This window comes from Alcaligenes sp. RM2, from assembly GCF_052931795.1.
In genome coordinates this window covers 1,242,149-1,262,052 of the sequence record NZ_JBRFIO010000001.1, presented here as the reverse complement: position 1 = coordinate 1,262,052, position 19,904 = coordinate 1,242,149, and the positions used below count along the sequence as shown (strand labels likewise).

11 protein-coding genes are annotated in these 19,904 nt (G+C 56.3%); 9 read left to right on the top strand and 2 right to left on the bottom strand.

All coding sequences use genetic code 11. From position 1 onward, the window contains the following. The first annotated feature begins 61 nt into the window (after positions 1–61). From ACU6HM_RS05830 to guaB, 5 genes are all read left to right on the top strand, one after another. Entirely contained in the window at positions 62–958 is an 897-nt protein-coding gene (locus ACU6HM_RS05830) for an alpha/beta fold hydrolase (RefSeq protein WP_446763564.1), read from the top strand. 6 nt (positions 959–964) lie between these two features. Next, a complete protein-coding gene (locus ACU6HM_RS05825; protein ID WP_446763460.1) occupies positions 965–1,813 on the top strand; it encodes a 3',5'-nucleoside bisphosphate phosphatase in 849 nt (282 codons plus the stop codon). Positions 1,814–1,830: 17 nt separating this feature from the next. Beyond that, a complete protein-coding gene (gene greB, locus ACU6HM_RS05820) occupies positions 1,831–2,424 on the top strand; it encodes a transcription elongation factor GreB (RefSeq protein WP_009457980.1) in 594 nt (197 codons plus the stop codon). Positions 2,425–2,659: 235 nt separating this feature from the next. Next, positions 2,660–6,721 (top strand): phosphoribosylformylglycinamidine synthase, encoded by a 4,062-nt coding sequence (purL, locus tag ACU6HM_RS05815; RefSeq protein ID WP_446763459.1) that lies wholly within the window; start codon positions 2,660–2,662, stop codon positions 6,719–6,721. A 43-nt stretch (positions 6,722–6,764) separates the two neighbouring features. Next, the gene (gene guaB, locus ACU6HM_RS05810) at positions 6,765–8,225 is read left to right on the top strand and encodes an IMP dehydrogenase (RefSeq protein ID WP_009457979.1); all 1,461 of its coding nucleotides are present in this window, start codon (positions 6,765–6,767) and stop codon (positions 8,223–8,225) included. Between the two features lie 811 nt (positions 8,226–9,036). On the opposite strand, the gene ACU6HM_RS05805 is transcribed toward guaB, so the two are convergent. Continuing rightward, positions 9,037–9,942, bottom strand: a complete 906-nt coding sequence (locus ACU6HM_RS05805) for a DMT family transporter (RefSeq protein ID WP_446763458.1) — start codon at positions 9,940–9,942, stop codon at positions 9,037–9,039. 85 nt (positions 9,943–10,027) lie between these two features. Here ACU6HM_RS05805 and ACU6HM_RS05800 point away from each other — a divergent pair, with 85 nt between their 5' ends. Further along, positions 10,028–10,834 (top strand): AraC family transcriptional regulator, encoded by an 807-nt coding sequence (locus ACU6HM_RS05800; protein WP_446763457.1) that lies wholly within the window; start codon positions 10,028–10,030, stop codon positions 10,832–10,834. Here the strand turns inward: ACU6HM_RS05800 and ACU6HM_RS05795 are convergent. Then, positions 10,831–11,721, bottom strand: coding sequence for an alpha/beta fold hydrolase (locus ACU6HM_RS05795; RefSeq protein WP_369326676.1), 891 nt, complete (start codon positions 11,719–11,721; stop codon positions 10,831–10,833). The genes ACU6HM_RS05800 and ACU6HM_RS05795 overlap by 4 nt on opposite strands. A gap of 161 nt (positions 11,722–11,882) precedes the next feature. On the opposite strand from ACU6HM_RS05795, the gene guaA reads away from it, so the two are divergent. From guaA to ACU6HM_RS05780, 3 genes are all read left to right on the top strand, one after another. Then, the gene (gene guaA, locus ACU6HM_RS05790) at positions 11,883–13,469 is read left to right on the top strand and encodes a glutamine-hydrolyzing GMP synthase (protein ID WP_045931552.1); all 1,587 of its coding nucleotides are present in this window, start codon (positions 11,883–11,885) and stop codon (positions 13,467–13,469) included. Positions 13,470–13,841: 372 nt separating this feature from the next. After that, positions 13,842–17,597 carry a hypothetical protein gene (locus ACU6HM_RS05785; protein ID WP_033534008.1) on the top strand — a complete coding sequence of 1,252 codons (3,756 nt, stop codon included), beginning with the start codon at positions 13,842–13,844 and terminating at the stop codon, positions 17,595–17,597. 867 nt (positions 17,598–18,464) lie between these two features. Further along, positions 18,465–19,790 (top strand): GNAT family N-acetyltransferase, encoded by a 1,326-nt coding sequence (locus ACU6HM_RS05780; RefSeq protein ID WP_446763456.1) that lies wholly within the window; start codon positions 18,465–18,467, stop codon positions 19,788–19,790. Positions 19,791–19,904: the final 114 nt, after the last annotated feature.

Genomic DNA, 19,904 nt, shown 5'->3' with positions numbered 1-19,904 from the left:
TCAAATTCTGGTCTGAGCGTTCATGACAACTGATCTTCAGGAGCCGCGCCTTAATTGGGTTATGTGTGCCAGTGCCTCCGGTACGCACCGCATGGCGTACTGGGAGTGGGGCGATCCCGGTAACGATCAGGTCTTGATGTGCGTGCATGGTTTGACACGTACTGGCCGGGATTTTGATCAATTGGCTCAGCGCTTGTCCAAACGTTACCGTGTGGTAGCCCCTGATATTGTCGGGCGTGGTCGCTCTGATTGGCTGATTGATCCAGCCGCTTACGCCATTCCTCAATATGTCGCCGATATGCTGGCATTGATTGCCCGATTGCAGCCGGCACGGCTGGATTGGGTGGGCACATCCATGGGCGGTTTGATTGCCTTGGGTTTGCAAGGCGCGCAAGCCATGTCAGCCTTGCTGCGTCCTGCTCGCCCCGGACCAGGTCTGGGTGTCGAGCCCTTGCAACTGCCCTTGGGGCGTGTCGTTCTGAACGATGTAGGCCCGGCGCTGGATATGACAGGGCTGCAACGCATCAGTGAATACGTCGGTCAGTCCGTGCTGTTTGATACCTTCGAACAGGCGGTGGAGTATGTACGTTCCGTCTCAGCTTCCTTCGGAGAGCATTCCGCTGAAGAATGGGCCGATATGTCCCGCCACGTCTTTGTGGAACATGAAGGCAAATGGCGTCGCCATTACGATTTGCGCTTGTCGCAAGCCTTTGCTCAGCAAGCGGATGTGGATTTGCAAGCGGCACAGGCTTTGTTGTGGGGCGCCTATGAGGGTTTGCCGGACAAGGTTCTGATCGTACGAGGCCAAGAGTCCGATCTCTTGAAGCCAGAAGCGGCCCAGGAAATGTTGCAACGCAATCCCAATTCGCAATTGGTGACTATTCCCAATGTGGGGCATGCGCCCATGCTGCGCAATGCCGAGCAAATCGACCATATCGACTACTTTCTTGCTGGATAGCCCCTTATGAGTGTTCAGGCCCGCTTGCCCGTTGATTTGCATTGCCATTCCATTTATTCAGATGGTGTGCTCAGCCCCGCGGAACTCGCCGCACGTGCGCATGCTAACGGTGTGAAACTGTGGGCCCTGACGGATCATGACGAAATCGGTGGCTTGAAACTGGCCCGGCAATACGCCGAGGATCTGGGCATACGCTTTGTGGACGGGGTAGAAATCTCCGTCACTTGGGCGAACAAGACTATCCACATTGTGGGCCTGGGCGTGGACCCGGACCATCCTGCCCTGCAGCAGGCGCTGCATGATGTGCGTGCTGGCCGCGAGCAACGCGCCCGTCAAATGGGTGAACGCTTGGAAAAACTGGGTTTTCCCAATGCCTATGAAGGTGCAGTCCCATTTGCGGCCAATCCGGAACTGATCAGCCGCACGCACTTTGCGCGGTTTCTGGTACAGCAAGGTTACTGCGTTGATATGAATGAGGCCTTTCGCCGCTACTTGGCGGATGGCAAGCCTGCTGCCGTGGAAACCGTCTGGGCCAGCCTGGAAGAAGCGGTGGGCTGGATACGTGAATCGGGCGGCAAGGCCATTATTGCCCACCCCGGACGTTATGAATTGGATGGCACCCGCAGCCATGCCTTGTACACCCAGTTTCTGGAACTGGGTGGCGTAGGTATTGAAGTGCTGACAGGCAGTCATACTCCGCAGGAATACAGCGTGTATACCCAGGTAGCACGCAGCTATGGTTTTGAAGTGTCCTGTGGTTCGGATTTTCATGGTCCCAGCGAAGGGCGTATTGATTTAGGCGGTTTGCCGCCTTTGCCCTCGGGATTGAAACCCGTTTGGCAGGAGTGGCTCTAGCAGGAGCCTTGAAAACGATGAATAAAGCCTTTGTGAAAGAGTCCGATCAGGACGATGACGACGATCTGGACGCCCCGGCCAGTGCACTACCCAGTGGGACCAAGAATTACATGACGGTCCTGGGGTATCGCCGTTTGCGTGGCGAACTGAGCCATTTGATGAACAAGGAACGTCCCGAGGTGGTGCAGATCGTCTCCTGGGCGGCATCCAATGGTGATCGCTCCGAGAACGGCGATTATCTGTACGGTAAAAAACGCCTGCGAGAAATCGACCGCCGTATCCGTTTCCTGACCAAGCGTCTGGAAATTGCCGAAGTGGTGGATCCCGGCTTGCAGCCCAATCCCGATCAGGTGTTCTTTGGTGCAACCGTTGTTTATAGCGACAGCCAGGGTGAAGAGTTCACCATCACCATTGTGGGAGTGGACGAGGCCGAACCCTTGCAAGGCCGTATCAGCTGGATTTCGCCGGTGGCCCGGGCCCTGATCAAGGCGCGTGAAGGCGACACCGTGGTGCTGCGCACCCCCGCCGGCAAGGAAGAGCTGGATATTCTGGAAGTGTCCTATCCCGAGCCCGCGCCAGCTCCTGATCTGGATGGAGACAGCCCGATTTGAACGCCTTACCGGGTCCGTATTTGAGATTACGGGGCGCCAATCGCTCCGGCCCCTCAAGACGTCTTGTCGAGCTTGCCGGGTTTGCTGTGTCTCCAGCCCCGCTTGTTGCGGCCCCGTTGTTTGAACTGAATTTTCCCTTTTTGTGCACGCCATTTACCGATGTGACCTCTTGTGTCGCTTCCGGTTAAAATGGCGTGTTTTCTATTTCTCCCACCTTTTTTGCCCCTCCCGTATCGTGAGCCAAATCCTGTACTTTCCCGGTTCGTCCGTGCTCTCCGCATTTCGTCGTGAGCGTTTGCTAGAGCGTGTCGAGCAGCGTCAACTGCCTGTTGCCGACATTCTTGCCTTGCACGAATACTATGTCTGGACTGAAGAGTCCGGCCTGGATGCCAGTGCGCGTCAGCACCTCAGCGACCTGCTGGACGATGGTCTGCCTGCGCTGGACCCTCAGCCGCCTAAAGGCGCCTTGGTTCTGCGAGTCATTCCTCGTTTGGGTACCGTGTCGCCCTGGGCCAGTAAAGCGACTGACATCGCCCATAACTGTGGCTTGCAAGCGGTACGTCGTATCGAGCGTGGCGTGCGTTACATCATCACCCCCAAGCGTGGCTTGCTGGGTGCCAAGGAACTGAATCAGGCTCAGCTGGAGCAACTGGCTGCCTTGCTGCACGACCGCATGACCGAAACCGTGGTTGGTTTGGAGTTTGACGGTCAGGCGCTGTTCACCCAACTGGAAGGCAAGCCCATCCAGACCGTGGATGTTCTGGGCGGTGGCGTGGCGACCTTGAAGCAGGCCAACGAGGAAATGGGTCTGGCGCTGTCCGAGGACGAAATTGAATACCTGATGGAGGCCTTCACACGTCTGGGTCGTAACCCGCACGATGTGGAATTGATGATGTTCGCGCAAGCCAATAGCGAACACTGTCGTCACAAGATTTTTAACGCACAGTGGGTAATTGACGGTCAAAACCAGGGCAAGACCTTGTTTGGCATGATTCGCGAAACCCACGCGGCTCAACCTGAAAATACCGTGGTGGCTTATGCGGATAACGCCGCCATCATGACGGGCGGCCCCGCTACTCTGTTCCACGCCGGTATTGATGATCAGGCCAACGAGCCTGTGTATCAGCGCCACGAAGCACTGGTTCACACCTTGATGAAGGTGGAAACTCATAATCATCCAACCGCAATTGCTCCTTTCCCTGGTGCATCTACCGGTGCCGGTGGCGAGATTCGCGACGAAGGCGCAACAGGCCGTGGTTCCAAGCCCAAAGCAGGTTTGACCGGCTTTACCGTGTCCAATCTGTGCTTCCCTGAACAAATGGAACCTTGGGAAAAAGACTCCCACGGTATTCCTGACCGTATCGCCAGCCCCCTGGACATCATGATTGAAGGCCCGATTGGTGGTGCCGCCTTCAATAACGAATTTGGTCGTCCTAATCTGCTGGGTTACTTCCGTACCTTTGAGCAAACGGCTGGCGATCAGCGCTGGGGCTATCACAAGCCCATCATGATTGCTGGTGGTCTGGGTTCGATTGACGATCGCCTGACTCACAAAGATCCTTTGCCAGTGGGTGCCTTGCTGATTCAGCTGGGTGGTCCTGGTATGCGTATTGGTATGGGTGGTGGTGCTGCGTCCAGTATGGGCGTGGGTGCCAACCGTGCTGAACTGGACTTTGACTCCGTGCAGCGTGGTAACCCGGAGATGGAACGCCGTGCCCAGGAAGTGATCGACCGCTGCTGGCAGCAGGGCGAGAATAACCCCATTATTGCCATCCACGACGTGGGGGCGGGCGGTCTGTCCAACGCTTTCCCGGAACTGGTGAACGATGCCGAGCGTGGCGCTATTTTTGAACTGACTCGCGTTCCTCTGGAAGAGTCGGGTCTGTCGCCTGCTGAAATCTGGTCCAACGAATCCCAGGAGCGTTACGTCCTGGCCATTCTGACCAAGGATCTGCCGCGTTTTGAGCGCATTGCTCAGCGTGAGCGCTGCCCCTTTGCCGTCGTGGGTGTGGCGACTGAAGAGCGCCAATTGCGCGTGACTTTCGGCGAAGGCCTGCCTGGCGTGGACGAAGTGCACACCCCCAAGAGCATCGAGGAACGTCCTGTTGACGTGCCTATGGATGTGATTCTAGGTAAAGCCCCACGCATGGAACGCGACGTCAAGCGTCTGGACGGCGTGGCCGAACCGCTGGACCTGACCGTTATTCCTTTGACCGAAGCCATGCACCGGGTGCTGCGTCACCCCACTGTGGCCAACAAGACTTTCTTGATCAGCATTGGCGACCGCAGCGTGGGTGGCCTGTGCAGTCGCGATCAGATGGTTGGCCCTTGGCAAGTGCCTGTGGCTGACTGCGCCGTGACATTGGCTGATTTTGAAGGCGTGCGTGGCGAAGCCATGTCCATGGGCGAACGTAGCCCTAGCGCCATGATCGACGCTGCAGCCTCCGGCCGTATGGCTGTGGCTGAAGCCCTGACCAACCTGGTCGCCAGCGATGTGCGTGACCTGAAAGACGTCAAACTGTCCGCCAACTGGATGGCCGCTTGCGGCGTGGATGGCCAGGACGCCGCCTTGTTCGACACGGTTCAGGCTGTCAGCCAGTGGTGCCAGAGCCTGGGCCTGTCCATTCCGGTGGGCAAGGACTCCCTGTCCATGCGTACCAGCTGGGAGCAGGACGGTGAGTCCCGTCAGGTGATTTCGCCAGTTTCCCTGGTGGTGACCGCTTTTGCTCAAGTGGCCGATGTGCGCCGCACCTTGACCCCCCAACTGCAAACCAATGTGGGCGATACTGCTCTGGTTTTGATCGATCTGGGGCAGGGCAAACAGCGTATGGGCGCTTCCGTATTGGCCCACGCCTTCAATCAGGTTGGTCAGTCCGTGCCCGATATGCAGGACGCCGAAGCCATGCTGGCTTTTGTTAAGGTGATTCGCCAATTGGCCGACCAGGATCTGATCCTGGCCTACCACGACCGTTCCGACGGTGGCCTGGCCGCGACCGTGGCCGAGATGGCGTTTGCCGGTCACACAGGCGTGTCCGTGAATCTGGACATGCTGACCATCGACCCTCATGCTGCCGATTGGGGCGATTACAAGATTCGTGCCGAACAGGTTTCCGTGCAGCGTGATGAAATCACCTTGCGCGCCTTGTTCAACGAAGAGGCTGGTGCTGTTATCCAGGTGCCATTGGCCCAGCGTGATCAGGTCATGCAAACTCTGCGTGAAGCAGGTTTGTCGGCTCACTCTCACGTGATTGGTAGCCTGAACAAGACCGATCAGGTCGAGTTCTATCGCGATGGCGCTTGCATTTACCAAGCCTCTCGTGTGGAACTGGCGCAACAGTGGAGCGAAGTTAGCCGCCGCATCATGGAGCGCCGCGATAACCCCGCTTGCGCGCAGGCCGAATTCGATCGCTGGGAAGACGTACAAGATCCAGGCATCTCGCCGCGCGTCATGTTCAACCCGCAGGAAGATATTGCTGCTCCCTTCATCGCTACCGGCAAGCGCCCACGCGTTGCCATCTTGCGCGAACAGGGGTGCAACAGTCAGGTGGAAATGGCCTGGGCCTTTGATACTGCTGGTTTCGAAGCCGTTGACGTACACATGACCGACCTGCTGTCGGGCCGCGCATCGCTGGAAGGCATGCAGGGCATGGTGGCTGTGGGTGGTTTCAGCTATGGCGACGTTCTGGGCGCCGGTGAAGGCTGGGCCAAGACCATTCGTTTCAACAACCAGTTGTCGGATCAGTTTGCTGCTTTCTTCGGTCGCAGCGATACCTTCGGTCTGGGTATTTGTAATGGTTGCCAGATGATGGCCGCTTTGGCTCCCATGATTCCAGGTGCAGAATTCTGGCCACGCTTTACCCGTAACCAGTCGGAAAAATACGAAGCTCGTTTCTCCAGTGTGGAAATTGCCTCTTCGCCATCCTTGTTCTTCAAGGGTATGGAAGGGACCCGTCTGCCAGTAGCCGTGGCTCACGGTGAAGGCTTTGCCAACTTCCAGCGTCAAGGCGATGCGTCCAAGGTCGCCGCTGCGGTTCACTTTGTGGATCATCGCGGTCAGCGCACCGAACAGTACCCGCTGAACCCCAACGGCAGCCCTTACGGTTTGACCGGCGTAACCACGGCAGATGGCCGCTTTACCATCATGATGCCTCACCCGGAACGCGTGACGCGCAACGTCATGATGTCCTGGACTCCAGAGCAGTGGGGCGCCGCCGATCAGGGTGCTGATCAGATGGCAAATGGTGGATTTACTCCCTGGATGCGGATGTTTCGCAACGCTCGGGTCTGGATTGCGTAATTGCTTACGCGTATAATCGATTTTTGGACGGAGTTATAAAAGCATGCGTCTCATCAAGAAAGCACTGACCTTCGACGATGTGTTGTTGGTTCCCGCTTACTCCGAGGTTCTGCCTCGCGATACATCCTTGCTCACCCGCTTTACGCGGGACATCACCCTGAATATCCCGCTGGTTTCGGCTGCCATGGACACGGTAACCGAAGCGCGCCTGGCTATTGCCATGGCACAGGAAGGCGGTATCGGGATCATCCACAAGAACCTGACGGCGGATGCTCAAGCACGTGAAGTTGCACGTGTGAAGCGCCACGAGTTCGGTATCGTGATTGACCCGGTTACTGTTACGCCCACCATGAAGGTGCGCGATGCCATCAACCTGCAGCGTCAGCACGGTATTTCCGGTTTGCCTGTGGTTGAGGCCGGCAAACTGGTGGGTATTGTTACCAACCGCGATCTGCGCTTTGAAGACCGCCTGGATCTGCCTTTGCGTGATGTCATGACGCCTCAAGAGCGTCTGATCACCATGCATGAAGGCGCCACGCTGGACGAAGCTCAGGCCCTGATGCACCGCCACCGTCTGGAGCGCGTGCTGATCGTTAACGATCAGTTCCAGCTGCGTGGTCTGGCAACGGTTAAGGATATTGTCAAAAACACCGAGCACCCTCTGGCCAGCAAAGACAGCCACGGTCAGCTGCGCGTCGGCGCTGCGGTTGGTGTGGGTGACGGTACCGAAGAACGTGTCGAGAAACTGGCCGCAGCCGGTGTGGACGTGGTGGTGGTGGACACTGCCCACGGTCACTCCCGTGGTGTTATCGAGCGCGTTCGCTGGGTCAAGAAGAATTTTCCTCGCATTCAGGTTATTGGTGGCAACATTGCTACCGCTGATGCCGCTCGCGCTCTGGTCGAGGCCGGTGCAGATTGTGTCAAGGTCGGTATTGGCCCTGGCTCTATTTGTACGACTCGTATCGTAGCCGGTGTGGGTGTACCTCAAATTACGGCTATTGCTGACGTTGCCAAGGCTTTGGAAGGTACGGGCGTACCTCTGATCGCTGACGGTGGTATCCGCTTCTCCGGCGATGTGTCCAAGGCTTTGGCTGCTGGCGCTTCCGCTTGCATGATGGGCGGTATGTTTGCTGGTACTGAAGAGTCTCCGGGTGAAGTGGTGCTGTTCCAGGGCCGTTCGTACAAGTCCTACCGCGGTATGGGTAGCTTGGGCGCCATGGTCGATGGTTCGGCTGATCGTTACTTCCAGGATCCTTCGAACAACGCTGACAAGCTGGTTCCAGAAGGTATTGAAGGCCGCGTGCCTTACAAGGGCAGTGTGATTGCCATTATTTACCAACTGGTTGGCGGCATCCGTGCTTCCATGGGCTACTGCGGTTGCAAATCCATCGAGGAATTGCACGCCAAGGCCGAGTTCGTGGAAATTACGGCTGCTGGTGTACGTGAGTCCCACGTGCATGATGTGCAGATCACCAAGGAAGCGCCTAACTACCGCGCTGACTGATCTTAGACAGTCTCTTGCATGCCAGAAACCGCCAGCCTTTGGGTTGGCGGTTTTTTTTGAGGTTTCCGCCTTTGTGTTGTGGGGTAGGGGGGGTCTCAGAATAGACGCCTCTTGCGGCCTGAGTGGGGGCGTGGGGCGGACCGCTTGCCGGTGCTGCGCACCGGTGCCCTTGGCGGTGTCGAGATACGGGCGCACTCTGAACTCACCCGGTGATTGGTCCCCCGGACCAATCACAAGCGTCGGGTTCAAACAGCAGAGTGCTTGCATCCCGTATCCCGACACCGCCCGCGGCAAGCAGTCTGACTCGCCCCACGCCCCCACCCAGGCCGCAAGAGGCTCAGATCGAGCAATATATAGCCCTGCCTGTACCTTGCACTTAGGATTTTTGTGGGTGTGTTGGCTGTTTGGTCAGGGCTCTACACAATCACTACCGTCACCGTCACTGTCACCGTCAAGATCACAGCAACAGCAATTGCAGTAACTACTGCTATCTCAGCCTTTGCTATTTCCACCTTGGCTGGTGCTGTGTAGCCCTTATTTCATTCAGGGAGCGACTCTTTATGAGGTGGGAGGGATGGGAATGCAGAGAACTCTAAATAATAAAAAGCGCCCCGTTTATGACGGGACGCCTTGCTTTGGATGCTGCGGGGTGCGCTTACCCTAAGAGTGCTATTCAGCTATTCAGCTATTCAGCTATTCAGCTATTCAGCCATTCAGTTCATTAGTTCGCCACTCGTTAGCTCACAAATTAGTGGCGGATAGCTGGAAAATCATTTCATATCAGGAGTTGGGTATAAAACTCCCATATTTCTTATTTGGCAGGGGCTGCTTTGGTTTTGAACAGCCATTGTTGAGGCGGCCATTGAGCCAAAATCACCCCTGCCAGAGTCAGCAATCCACCGCTCACATGGTGTGCGCCCAGTTGTTCGCCCAGCAATGGGATGGCCAGCATGGCGGTCATGAAGGGCAGGATATTCAGGAACAGGCTGCATCGGGCCGGGCCCAAGCGTGTGATGCCTTGGATCCAGCAGTAGGGCAGCAGGACGGAGGCCAGGATGTCTGCGTACAGGATCAGGGGGACTGTTTGCTCATTCAATTGAGTTTGTTCAGCCGGTAGCCAGAAGAAGACCGGCAGCAGGGTGATCAAGGCTCCCCAGGCTTGAAGATAGGTCGATTGCCAGGCTGGCACAGTGATATGCCATTTCTTCAAAAAAACACTGTAAAAGGCGTAGCTCAATGCCGCTGTCAGCATCAGCAAGTCGCCAGAGCGGACTCCTTGGCTTAGCAGTTGCATGGGATGGCCGCCGCTAATCAACCAGACTGTTCCAAACAAGGCCAGCAGGGCGCCGGGCAGCATGCCGCGAGGGCCAGAGCCTGCCAGCAGCAGACGTGTGGTCAACAGGGTCAGTAGGGGTGTCAGTGCGGTAATCACGGCCATATTGGTGGCACTGGTGCTGGCTGCTGCCCAATAAGACAGGCACTGATAAAACGCCATGCTCAGAAATCCCAGAAACAGCAGTTTGGGTAGTTGAGGACGGATCGAGTGCCAGTGTCGCCAGACAGGGCGAGCGGCAAACAGGCTCATGATGGCCAGCGCCAGCACGACTCGATAAAAACTCATGGCAGGTGCGGCGATCAGGCCGTGCGCCATTTTGGAAACAATGACATTGCCGGACCACAACAGCATGGTCACCAGCGGATAAGCATAGTTGCGCATTGGAAGCATCCATCAATAAGGAAGACGTATGCTCGCTGTAGACCGACTTGCCTGTCTTTCGCTAAACTGACTTGAATTAGCGCAAATGGGACAGCTTGTGCTTGATCCTCTTATTCATATTCCGGTTGAGCTGGCCAAGATGCCTATTGGTGGTTTGGCAGCAGACTATCCGGACGGCCATCTTATTCACGAACATCAGCATGTACGTGCGCAGTTCTTGTACGCCGTGCAAGGGGTGATGGTGATTGATGCCCAGGAAGGGCGCTGGGTGGTTCCTCCTAGCCGTGGCGTTTGGCTGCAACCGGGTCGTCCTCATACGGTTCGCATGCGCGGGCAGGTCAAAATGCGCACGATCTTTGTGGATGAGGATGCTGCTCCGGGCTTGCCGGCGCGTAACTGCGTGCTGGATGTCAGCCCCTTGCTACGGGAGCTGATTCTGGAGGCCAGCCGAATTCCTTTGGTGTATGCGCAAGACAGTCGCGATGGCCGCTTGATGCGTTTATTGCTGGATGAACTGCGCGAGTTGCCTGTATTGCCGTTTCATCTGCCCTGGCCCGAAGAGCCGCGCTTGCTACTGGTGTGTCGACAGCTGGAGGCTAGCCCCGATGATGATAGAGATGCAGATGCCTGGGCCAGGCAACTGGCCATGAGCGTCAAAACTTTCCACCGCCTGTTTCGTCGCCATACCGGCATCAGCTTTGGGCAATGGCGTCAATTCGCTCGATTGTTGGGGTCTTTGGAGGGCTTGGCAGCTGGTGAGCCTGTTGTGCAAGTGGCTTTGCAGCACGGTTACGCCAGCCAAAGCGCATATGCCGCCGTTTTCCGGCGGTATTTTGGGGTTACTCCCAGAGAGTTTTATCGCTCTAAAGACAGCGCGGGCGACGCAGTTTAGTCCGCTAGCTCCAGTAAAAGCCGGGCCAGCATGTCGGGGTGTGTCATCAACGCGCAGTGCCCGCTTTCCAACTCTCGGAATTCCCAGTCTTTCTGCTGACGGGCCCATTCGCGCGAGGTATCCACCCCCCTGAACGTAGGCTGTGTGCAGGAGATATAGGAGCAAGGGCGGCCATTGCCGATGACGGGGTTCTGTAAGCGCAGGGAAGAGCGGTAGACGCTAAGCGGCTGTGGTGTCAGGCGGTTACCGACAAAGTGCAGATCTTCTGTGGCATGCAGGCCCAAGGCGCTTAGTGGAGGAGGGGGGACGGCAGGAATGGCGCTTTTCCCGGCAGAGGCCACCATGCTGTCGACAATCTTTTCTGGCAGGGTGTCGAAGGTGCTGGTGCCGCTGGGCAGGATAAAGGCGTCCAGGTAAATCAGTTGTTGAATGCAGCGTGGCATGACGTCGGCGACGCCGCTAATGACCAGTCCTCCAAAGCTGTGGCCCACCAGAACCACGTTGGAGAGTTCCTCCCAACGTATCAAATTAGCGACATCATCTACAAAGGTGTTCAGGGTGATGTCCGCGCTAAGCAAGTGGCTGCGTTCGCCCAGGCCTGTCAGTGTGGGGGTATAAACTTTATGCCCCTTGGCCCGTAGCCGGGCAGCCAGTCTGGACCAGCACCAGCCACCGTGCCAGGCACCGTGAACCAGCACAAAGGTCAGGCTGTCGGAGACTTCGTCCGTATCTTCCTGACATTCGTAGGCAAAGCTGTGCGAGCGGGCACCGGAGGGGCCGGGAGCAGGGATATAGCTGCCGCCGCCTTGTTGTTGTGTGGCCTGTGCAGGTCGGGATTCCTGGTGTTCATTAAGTTCGCTCGGACGAGGGGTACGACTCGAAGACATGCTGAAACTCCCAAAATGGCTGCATGTACTGTAGCTGCCTTGCCGCATGAATGCCAGTGATGCAAGACAATTTCGGCCTGGAGTATTTCTGCGACTCCCTAAGCGGCGCTACACAGCGTAAAATAGATCCTTTACCGCTTTATTATTGGCTCGATACTTTCATGCACCAGCGAATTCTGATTCTTGATTACGGCTCCCAGGTCACCCAGCTTATTGCGCGTCGCGTACGCGAAGCCGGTGCGTACTGTGAAATTCACCCCGGTGATGTCAGCGATGAATTCATCCGTTCCCAAGAAGGCCTGAAAGGGATCATTCTGTCGGGCAGCCACGCTTCGGTCTACGCTGAAGACGCTCTGCAAGTTCCCGCCGCTGCTTTTGACGCAGGTGTACCTGTTCTGGGCATTTGCTACGGCATGCAAGCCATGGCCCGCCAACTGGGCGGCGTTACCGAAGGTTCCGACAAGCGCGAATTTGGCTACGCCGAAGTCCGTGCCCACGGCCACACCAAGCTGCTGGACGGTATTCAGGATTTCGCTACGGCAGAAGGCCACGGCATGCTCAAAGTCTGGATGAGCCACGGCGATAAAGTTACCGCCTTGCCTCCCGGCTTCAAGCTGATGGCTTCCACGCCTACATGCCCCATCGCCGGTATGGCTGATGAAGATCGCGGCTTCTACGCGGTTCAGTTCCACCCCGAAGTCACTCACACTGTCCAAGGCGGCGCCTTGTTCGAACGCTTTGTGCGCGACATCTGCGGCTGCGTGGGTGATTGGAACATGCCTGACTACGTGCAAGAGGCTATCGCCAATATCCGCGAACAAGTCGGCGACGAAGAAGTTATTCTGGCTCTGTCCGGTGGTGTGGATTCCTCGGTTGCTGCCGCTCTGATCCACCAGGCTATCGGCGACAAGCTGACCTGCGTATTCGTGGACCATGGCCTGCTGCGTCTGAATGAAGCCCAGCAAGTCATGAGCACCTTCGCCGACAATATGGGTTTGAAGATCATCCATATCGACGCTTCCGACCGCTTCCTGGGCAAACTGGCCGGTGTTACCGATCCAGAAGCCAAGCGCAAGATCATTGGCCGTGAATTCGTGGAAATCTTCCAGGAAGAAGCCGCCAAACTCAGCAACGCCCGCTGGTTGGCCCAAGGCACAATCTACCCGGACGTAATCGAGTCCGCCGCCGCTAAATCCGGTAAAGCTACTGGCATCAAATCCCACCACAACGTGGGCGGCCTGCCAGATACGCTGAACCTGAAACTGCTGGAACCCCTGCGCGAGCTGTTCAAGGACGAAGTGCGCAAACTAGGCGTAGCCCTGGGCCTGCCGCCAGCAATGGTCTACCGTCACCCCTTCCCAGGCCCAGGCTTGGGTGTCCGTATTCTGGGTGAAATCAAGCGCGAATACGCAGATCTGCTGCGTCAAGCCGATGCCATCTTCATCGAAGAGCTGCGCAACACGGTTGACGAAGAAACCGGCAAGAACTGGTACGACCTGACTTCCCAGGCCTTCACCGTCTTCCTGCCAGTGAAAAGCGTAGGCGTGATGGGCGATGCCCGTACTTATGAGTACGTTGTTGCCATGCGTGCTGTGCAGACCACCGACTTCATGACGGCTGACTGGGCTGAACTGCCATACTCGCTGCTGAAACGGACTTCTGGCCGCATCATCAACGAAGTGCGCGGCATTAACCGTGTGACCTACGACGTAAGCAGCAAGCCGCCAGCGACGATTGAGTGGGAGTGAGTGTTTTTTCTAAGAATTTGATTTTAAACGATATTTAGTGTGCCATTGATGATGTGTATGCGTTATCGATGGCATTTTTTATGGTATTGAGTCAGGTCCACAAGTTGGGTTGCGTTGATACCAAGGAGACATCCAGCGACTGGCATGGTATTTGTCCGAGGCCTGCAAGTTGGGGGCTATTTGCGCAGCATCCTGCCGTTCTGTAAGAGGAGGGCACTGACTGTTCTGCAGCGGTTGCGGTCATCCACTCGACGTGAAAGCTGTCCTCGGTAATGTCCTGGATACGCTTGGTACTCATGCAAAATATCGGCTACACCGTAGTCAAAAAAACAGACCTGCCAGGAGCGGGGGACATCTGGGGAGGAAGTAGACGTGCAGTGGATCGACGTAAAAGCCCTTGAAACTTGGGCAACCTTTTTGAACGCTCGAGAAATGGTGATGGCCATGCTGGCGGATCTGATCCGTATGACCATCGACGATGCGTCGCGCTTTCGTTTCCCGAGCGGCGAGGCCAGCCAGCTAAGAGGCTGGGATGGCGACCTCGAAACGACCGAGGCCAAAGGCTTCGTGCCGGCAGGCAAGTCGAAGTGGGAGTTTGGCACTGGTCCAGGTGCATCGAAGGCTAACTCCGACTATGAAAAGCGGACCGGGCAGACCCCCGCTGCAGAAATGGCGGAGAACACGTTGGTTCTCGTCAATCTTGGTTCCTGGGACACGCCGACGAAGAAGATTCCGGAGTGGGAGGATGGCCGGCGTCAAGAGGGTAAATGGAAGGACGTCAAGTACATCGACGGCGTCCAGCTTATTCAATGGTTGCAGGACTATCCGGCCATTGCTGCTCGCTACGCCCGCGATGTTCTCAAGAATGCGCCTCAGGATGGCGCCTTGAGCACGGATGAGTATTGGGAGGAGTTCAGCACGCAGTTCAAGCCACAACTCAGTGAGAAGGTCGTCATCGCTGATCGTACGCAGGAGGCCGACGCGCTCATTGCTAAGCTGCTGGGGCAGCCTGAATCATTCATGCTCGGCGCCGAGACGTCCGAGGAAGTCGTCGCCTTCGCAGTTGCGGCCATACGTAGCGCGGAGCCTGCCGTACGCGAATCATTGGAGTCGAGAACTTTGATCGTTCGCTCGGAAGCGGCGGCCCGCTTCTTAGCAACGCACACCAAGATGGCCTTCATTGCCACGGGCGCTGCCGAGGCACTGGTGGGCGTTCTCGCTAAAAATTGCCCGGTGTTGTCGGCAGCAACTGGTGCCCAGGCCAAGCGCGGTCCAATGTTGAACAGGCCAACTGCCTCTGGCATGGTGCCAGGCTTCATTGAGATGGGGCTCGATCATGGACAAGGCTACGAACTGGCGCACAGGTGCGGGCGTAGCCTGATCATCCTGAAGCGGCTCATAAGGAATGCGCCGGTTGCTGACCCGGTATGGGTGAGCCAGGCTCCTATGCTGAAGCCCGCGCTGCTCGCCGGCGGTTGGTCCAGCGATCTTGATGCCGACTGCGAGGTGCTGAAGGAGCTTGGAGGCCACGCTAACTATGGTGCGATTGAAACCGTCCTCATGCCGACACTGGGCATACCAGACCGCCCGGTTGATCGGGAAGCAGATGTCTGGCAAGTGCGCGCGCCCGTGGATGCCTTCTACTTCTATGGCCGTCAGCTCACCGAGGAAGATCTGACGCGGCTACGCGACGCCATAGTCAAGGTGTTTGGCAAGCAGCCTGAACAACCTTCCCGGGACCAAAAATTCAATCCTGCTAAGGCTGCAACATCTGATCACAGCCGGTGGCTGCGTGATGGCCTTGCGTTGACGTTGCTCATCATCGCATCGATGCACAAGGTGGCAGATCTGCACATCAAGGGGCGGTCGCCGCAGCAGTATGTTGACGAGGTAATTAGCGCGTTACCCGATTGGGGCAAGTCACACCATTCAATCGTTCGCTTGGGCGATCAGACTGCACTACTCGCAGAGGCTGCCCCTAACCCTTTTTTGACGGCCCTCGAGTCTATGCTCGAGGGCGCTCCTGAGCAGGTCGCACAGATCTTCGAGTCAGAGCGGGACCGGTATTTTGGCCCGTCGAGCTCGCACGTGCATTTTCTCTGGGCACTGGAAGCGATTGCCTGGGACCCACGATATCTGAATCGTGCAGTAGTGGTGCTCGCCAAGCTTGGTCAACTGGATCCGGAGCCGGACTCGAACCACGTAAACCGGCCCATCAACAGTCTGCGTGACATACTGTTGGGCTGGTCGCCAAACACCTACGCATTTCAGGCTCAGCGCATTGCGTGTCTTGATGCGGTCCTGGTGGCATGTCCCAGCGTCGGCTGGCAACTACTCGAGAAACTTCTCCCCCGACACCATGACTCATCGTCGCCCACGCAGCATCCAAAGCTGCGCGATCTCGCGCCAGAACAGCCAGAGGAGATCACCTACGGCTTGGTGTGGGATTTTGAAGCTGCCGTCGTGGACCGCGCCCTTGTCGCTGCGGGTGATGACGAAAGTCGTATAAACGCCCTGGTCGAGGCGATGGGGCAATTGCAGCCATTGAGTCGCGCGAAGGTACTTGCACACATTGACGGCTACCTTGCCGCGAACCAGACGGCCGCAGGCAGCGCTATCTGGCACGCGCTCAAAGACGAGGCGGCACGAAATGAGTACTTTGGCGATTCAGACTGGGCATTGACTGGGGAAGAGATCTCTGCTCTCAAGAGTTTGGTCGAGCGACATCGACCAACCGATCCCTTGGTATCTGACCGCCATGCCTTCGATGACTGGACTCCGCACATTGGCAAGTACGACCCGAATGCTGAAGTCTTTGAAGACGCCACCGACTTGCGCAAGGAAGTCATTCAGCGTGTCTTAGCGCGAGACGGCGTACAGGGCATCCTGAAGCTCGCGAAGATGGTCAAGCTGCCGGATCTTCTCGGTCAGGTTTTGGGCGGGGTCTCGTTCACCATCGAGCAGATGTTTGAGCTGATGCAAGGGGCGTTGGAGCCAGACGCTCCTCCCAGTTTGTCGTACTACGTGTCGTCATCTGGTTTCGAAAAATTCGGAGACCAATGGAAAGACACCTTCCACGATCGCGTACTTTCGCGAGTGGCAGACAGCTCAGTAAAAGCTAAGCTTCTCTTGGGATGGTCAGCCACACCATCGACCTGGGCCTATGTCGACGCACTTGGCAGCGAGGTACGTGATCAGTATTGGCGCCACATGGGCCGCTTGCCGCTCGAAGGCCCAATCGACGACTTGCTCTTCGCGATTGATCAACTCCGAAGCGTCGAGCGTGACATTGAAGTCCTAAGCATGCTTCACAAACGAAGTGCTGACCTGCCGTCTAGCCTCCTTATGGGCCTACTTGCCAAAGGTGTTCGACAGGTGAGCGATGGGATCAAGCATCAGGGAAACATGCTTTCTTACTACGTCGGATCGACGTTGAAGGAGTTGAGAACGCGCAGCGATGTCGAGAAGATTGATATAGCAAAGTTGGAATACGCCTATCTCCCAGTTCTGCGCCATGACCGCGAACCGCTGACGATTTATAGCCTCTTGGCATCGAACCCTGAAATGTTTGTCGATGTGCTGTCTCACGTCTTCAAAAGCAAGAATGCGACAGAAGAGCCGGTTCTTAGTGATGAGATGAAGGCGCGTGCAAGGATCTCGTTCGACGTGTTGTCAGCATTCACGACTGTGCCCGGGCTGCGGGATGAAAAGATCGATGTAGGTGAATTGTCCAACTGGGTGACGGAGGCTAGAGAACTAGCGGCCGAGAAGGGGCTTGATGAGATCGGAGATCAACGCATCGGCTTTGTTTTGGCGCATGCACCCCAGGACGCCGAAGAGCCTTTCTGGCCTCCTTCGCCTGTGTGTCAAGTGATCGAAACGGCTGCCTCTGTCCAGCTAGAACGCGGATTCGCGATCGAATGCTTCAATAAGCGCGGCGTATTTGGCAAGGGTATTAACGAAGGTGGAGACCAAGAGCGGCGGTTCGCTGAAACGTATAAAGGCTGGGCAGATGCCACGAGGAACTTCCCTCGAACTTCTGCGATGTTGACGGAGATCTCCGATGACTGGAACCGTCACGCCGACAGAGCGGACGTTGAGGCAGAACAGAGCAAGCTTAAGCATTAAACCTAAGGCGGAGCAGCTTGTCCCGTGTGTCCGCTCCTGCTCAAAACTTCCCATCCGAATGAGCGTCAGCAATCAGCCTAGTCCGGACATTCATGCCTTGATGCGAGTTCCTGTCATTGATGAAATTGTGAGGCTGGGCTCCATAGGCGGTCGACGGTCCGCTACGATACTGCTCATGCTCTGATGTGATTTTTCTTTGTATGGTATTTTTAATGGTATTTGATAGTAGATAGGTTGCAACCTATTGTTGTATAAGAGTTATCCCTGCTTGTTTATCATTGAGTGGGAGTGATCCCGCGTCTGGCATAGCCAGGCAACTCAAGGCATAGAAAGCAGAAAAGCCCGCGTAATTGCGGGCTTTTTTGTGCAAAAACCTTACGGAACTATCACTGTGAAAAAACGACCTATCGGCCAATCTAAGCAGCAACCGTTCGGAGGCTCAGCCTTAAGTTGTTGAAACGGGCGGCAGGACGTGCTCCAAGGTGCTATCAGCGTTCGTTTGGCCTCTTTCAAGCTCTTGATCTGTGGTTCCTAGTGGTGCTTTTCTTCACCTGCCAGCCTTTGAACTGGGAGACACGCTACACGGTATTCTTTTTCCTGCGCAGTACCGCCGCTACGATGCCACACCCGCAAGGCGCCGACTCCTCAGTCTTTACGTTGAAGGACTCTGTCAGTCCTGGTCGAACTCATGTGATTTCCCAATCATCGCCGGAGCCAAAAATCACGGGGCTATGACAGGGGGAGGGGAAATCGCTAGCAAGTGCGAGTCACTGCTCGTACCGTTAGAGCGCGTAGCTTAACGATGGTGGCAGGCTGTAAGATCTGATTGGGTATGTGAGTTTCCGTGCGGATAAACAAGGATTGAAATTGAGTTCTGTCAGTAAAGTTCAGATTCGTCAGCTTGGGGCGGCTGATGTGGAGGATTTTCGCGCCATCCGATTGGCAGCCTTGTTGAAGGCGCCGGACATGTTTGGCTCGGTTTACGAGTGCGAGGTCAAGAAGACGACGGAAACGTTCCTTGAGCGGCTTAACGATGTCGTGGCATTTGGTGCCTATGTCGATGGCAAGATCGTGGGGTTGTCGGTTTTTAAACAGGAAGACGGGCCAAAGGATGCGCACAAAGGGCATTTGTCCGGCGTATTCGTGGAGCCTGAGCAACGCTCTCAAGGAATCGCCGGCAGGCTGCTACGGGCTGTAATAGACTATGGCCGCGACCATGTTGAGCAGATTATGTTAACGGTCGTGGAAGGAAATCTGGGTGCTCTCAGGCTTTACGAAAAGCATGGCTTCAGGGGGTACGGCGTTGAGCCACGTGCTTTGAAAAATGGCCCTGAGTATCGTGACGAAATCCTGATGGCCTTAATTTTCAATCGGGAAGAACGGATGATACCTTCCCGGAAAATGCTCCCCCAAGCATCCTTGCAAGACTTCGCTGCAGGCGTAATCAATGCCGTGGCGGCGGATGGTCGTTTTATCGGATTGCTTGCCGGTGGCTCGTCGATCACCGGGAACACGGATGCATATTCTGATCTCGATCTGATCCTTGTTGTGCGTGATGAAGCCTACACCGATGTGCTCGCCAGCATGCGCCAGTTTGCGGATACGCTTGGCAATCTGCTGTACGCCTTCACGGGGGAACACGTGGGAGAGCCTCGGCTCCTGATTTGTCTTTATGGCAAGCCTGTCCTGCACGTTGACCTCAAGTTTGTGATTATTGACGATCTTGATCAGCGGATCGAGAGCCCTATTATTCTTTGGGAGTCGGACGAGATTCTGGCAGCGCGTCTTTCACAAGGCTCGGTCAGTTGGCCTAATAAGGACGCAGAATGGTTCGAGGAAAGGTTCTGGGTGTGGGTGCACTACGCGGCGGCCAAGCTCGGGCGTGGCGAGTTATTTGAAGTAATCGATATGCTCGCCTTTTTGCGGGGCCAAGTTCTTGGCCCCCTTGCAATGCGTCGTGTCGGAGCTGATCAGAGGGGCGTACGGCGTATCGAAGCGATTGCCCCAGACTTGGCGACGGCTATGGCAGCGACTGTGGGTAGCCATTCAGTTAAAGCCTGCGGCACGGCGTTGCGCAACGCTATTCGCCTTTATATGGATCTTCGGCAGGATTGTCTGCCTATGAATTGTCATCCGGAGAATGAAGCCGAGGTGCTCGCGTATGTCGAAGGCGTTATTGACCCTGATTGTTGAGAGCGGATGCTTGTGTGACTGGGTTTTGAACAGTTTGTCGTTATCAGGAATGTGAAGAAAGTACCTTGTTGTTGAGAACGGTGGGTTTTGCGGAGGGGCGCCACCACCAGAGGT

Excerpts from the sequence above, each read along its gene's own strand:
- ACU6HM_RS05800 (WP_446763457.1), top strand. The coding sequence starts at position 10,028 with ATGGGACAGCTTGTGCTTGATCCTCTTATTCATATTCCGGTTGAGCTG.
- greB (WP_009457980.1), top strand. The coding sequence starts at position 1,831 with ATGAATAAAGCCTTTGTGAAAGAGTCCGATCAGGACGATGACGACGAT.
- guaB (WP_009457979.1), top strand. The coding sequence starts at position 6,765 with ATGCGTCTCATCAAGAAAGCACTGACCTTCGACGATGTGTTGTTGGTT.
- ACU6HM_RS05805 (WP_446763458.1), bottom strand. The coding sequence starts at position 9,942 with ATGCGCAACTATGCTTATCCGCTGGTGACCATGCTGTTGTGGTCCGGC.
- ACU6HM_RS05830 (WP_446763564.1), top strand. The coding sequence starts at position 62 with ATGTGTGCCAGTGCCTCCGGTACGCACCGCATGGCGTACTGGGAGTGG.
- guaA (WP_045931552.1), top strand. The coding sequence starts at position 11,883 with ATGCACCAGCGAATTCTGATTCTTGATTACGGCTCCCAGGTCACCCAG.
- ACU6HM_RS05795 (WP_369326676.1), bottom strand. The coding sequence starts at position 11,721 with ATGTCTTCGAGTCGTACCCCTCGTCCGAGCGAACTTAATGAACACCAG.
- ACU6HM_RS05825 (WP_446763460.1), top strand. The coding sequence starts at position 965 with ATGAGTGTTCAGGCCCGCTTGCCCGTTGATTTGCATTGCCATTCCATT.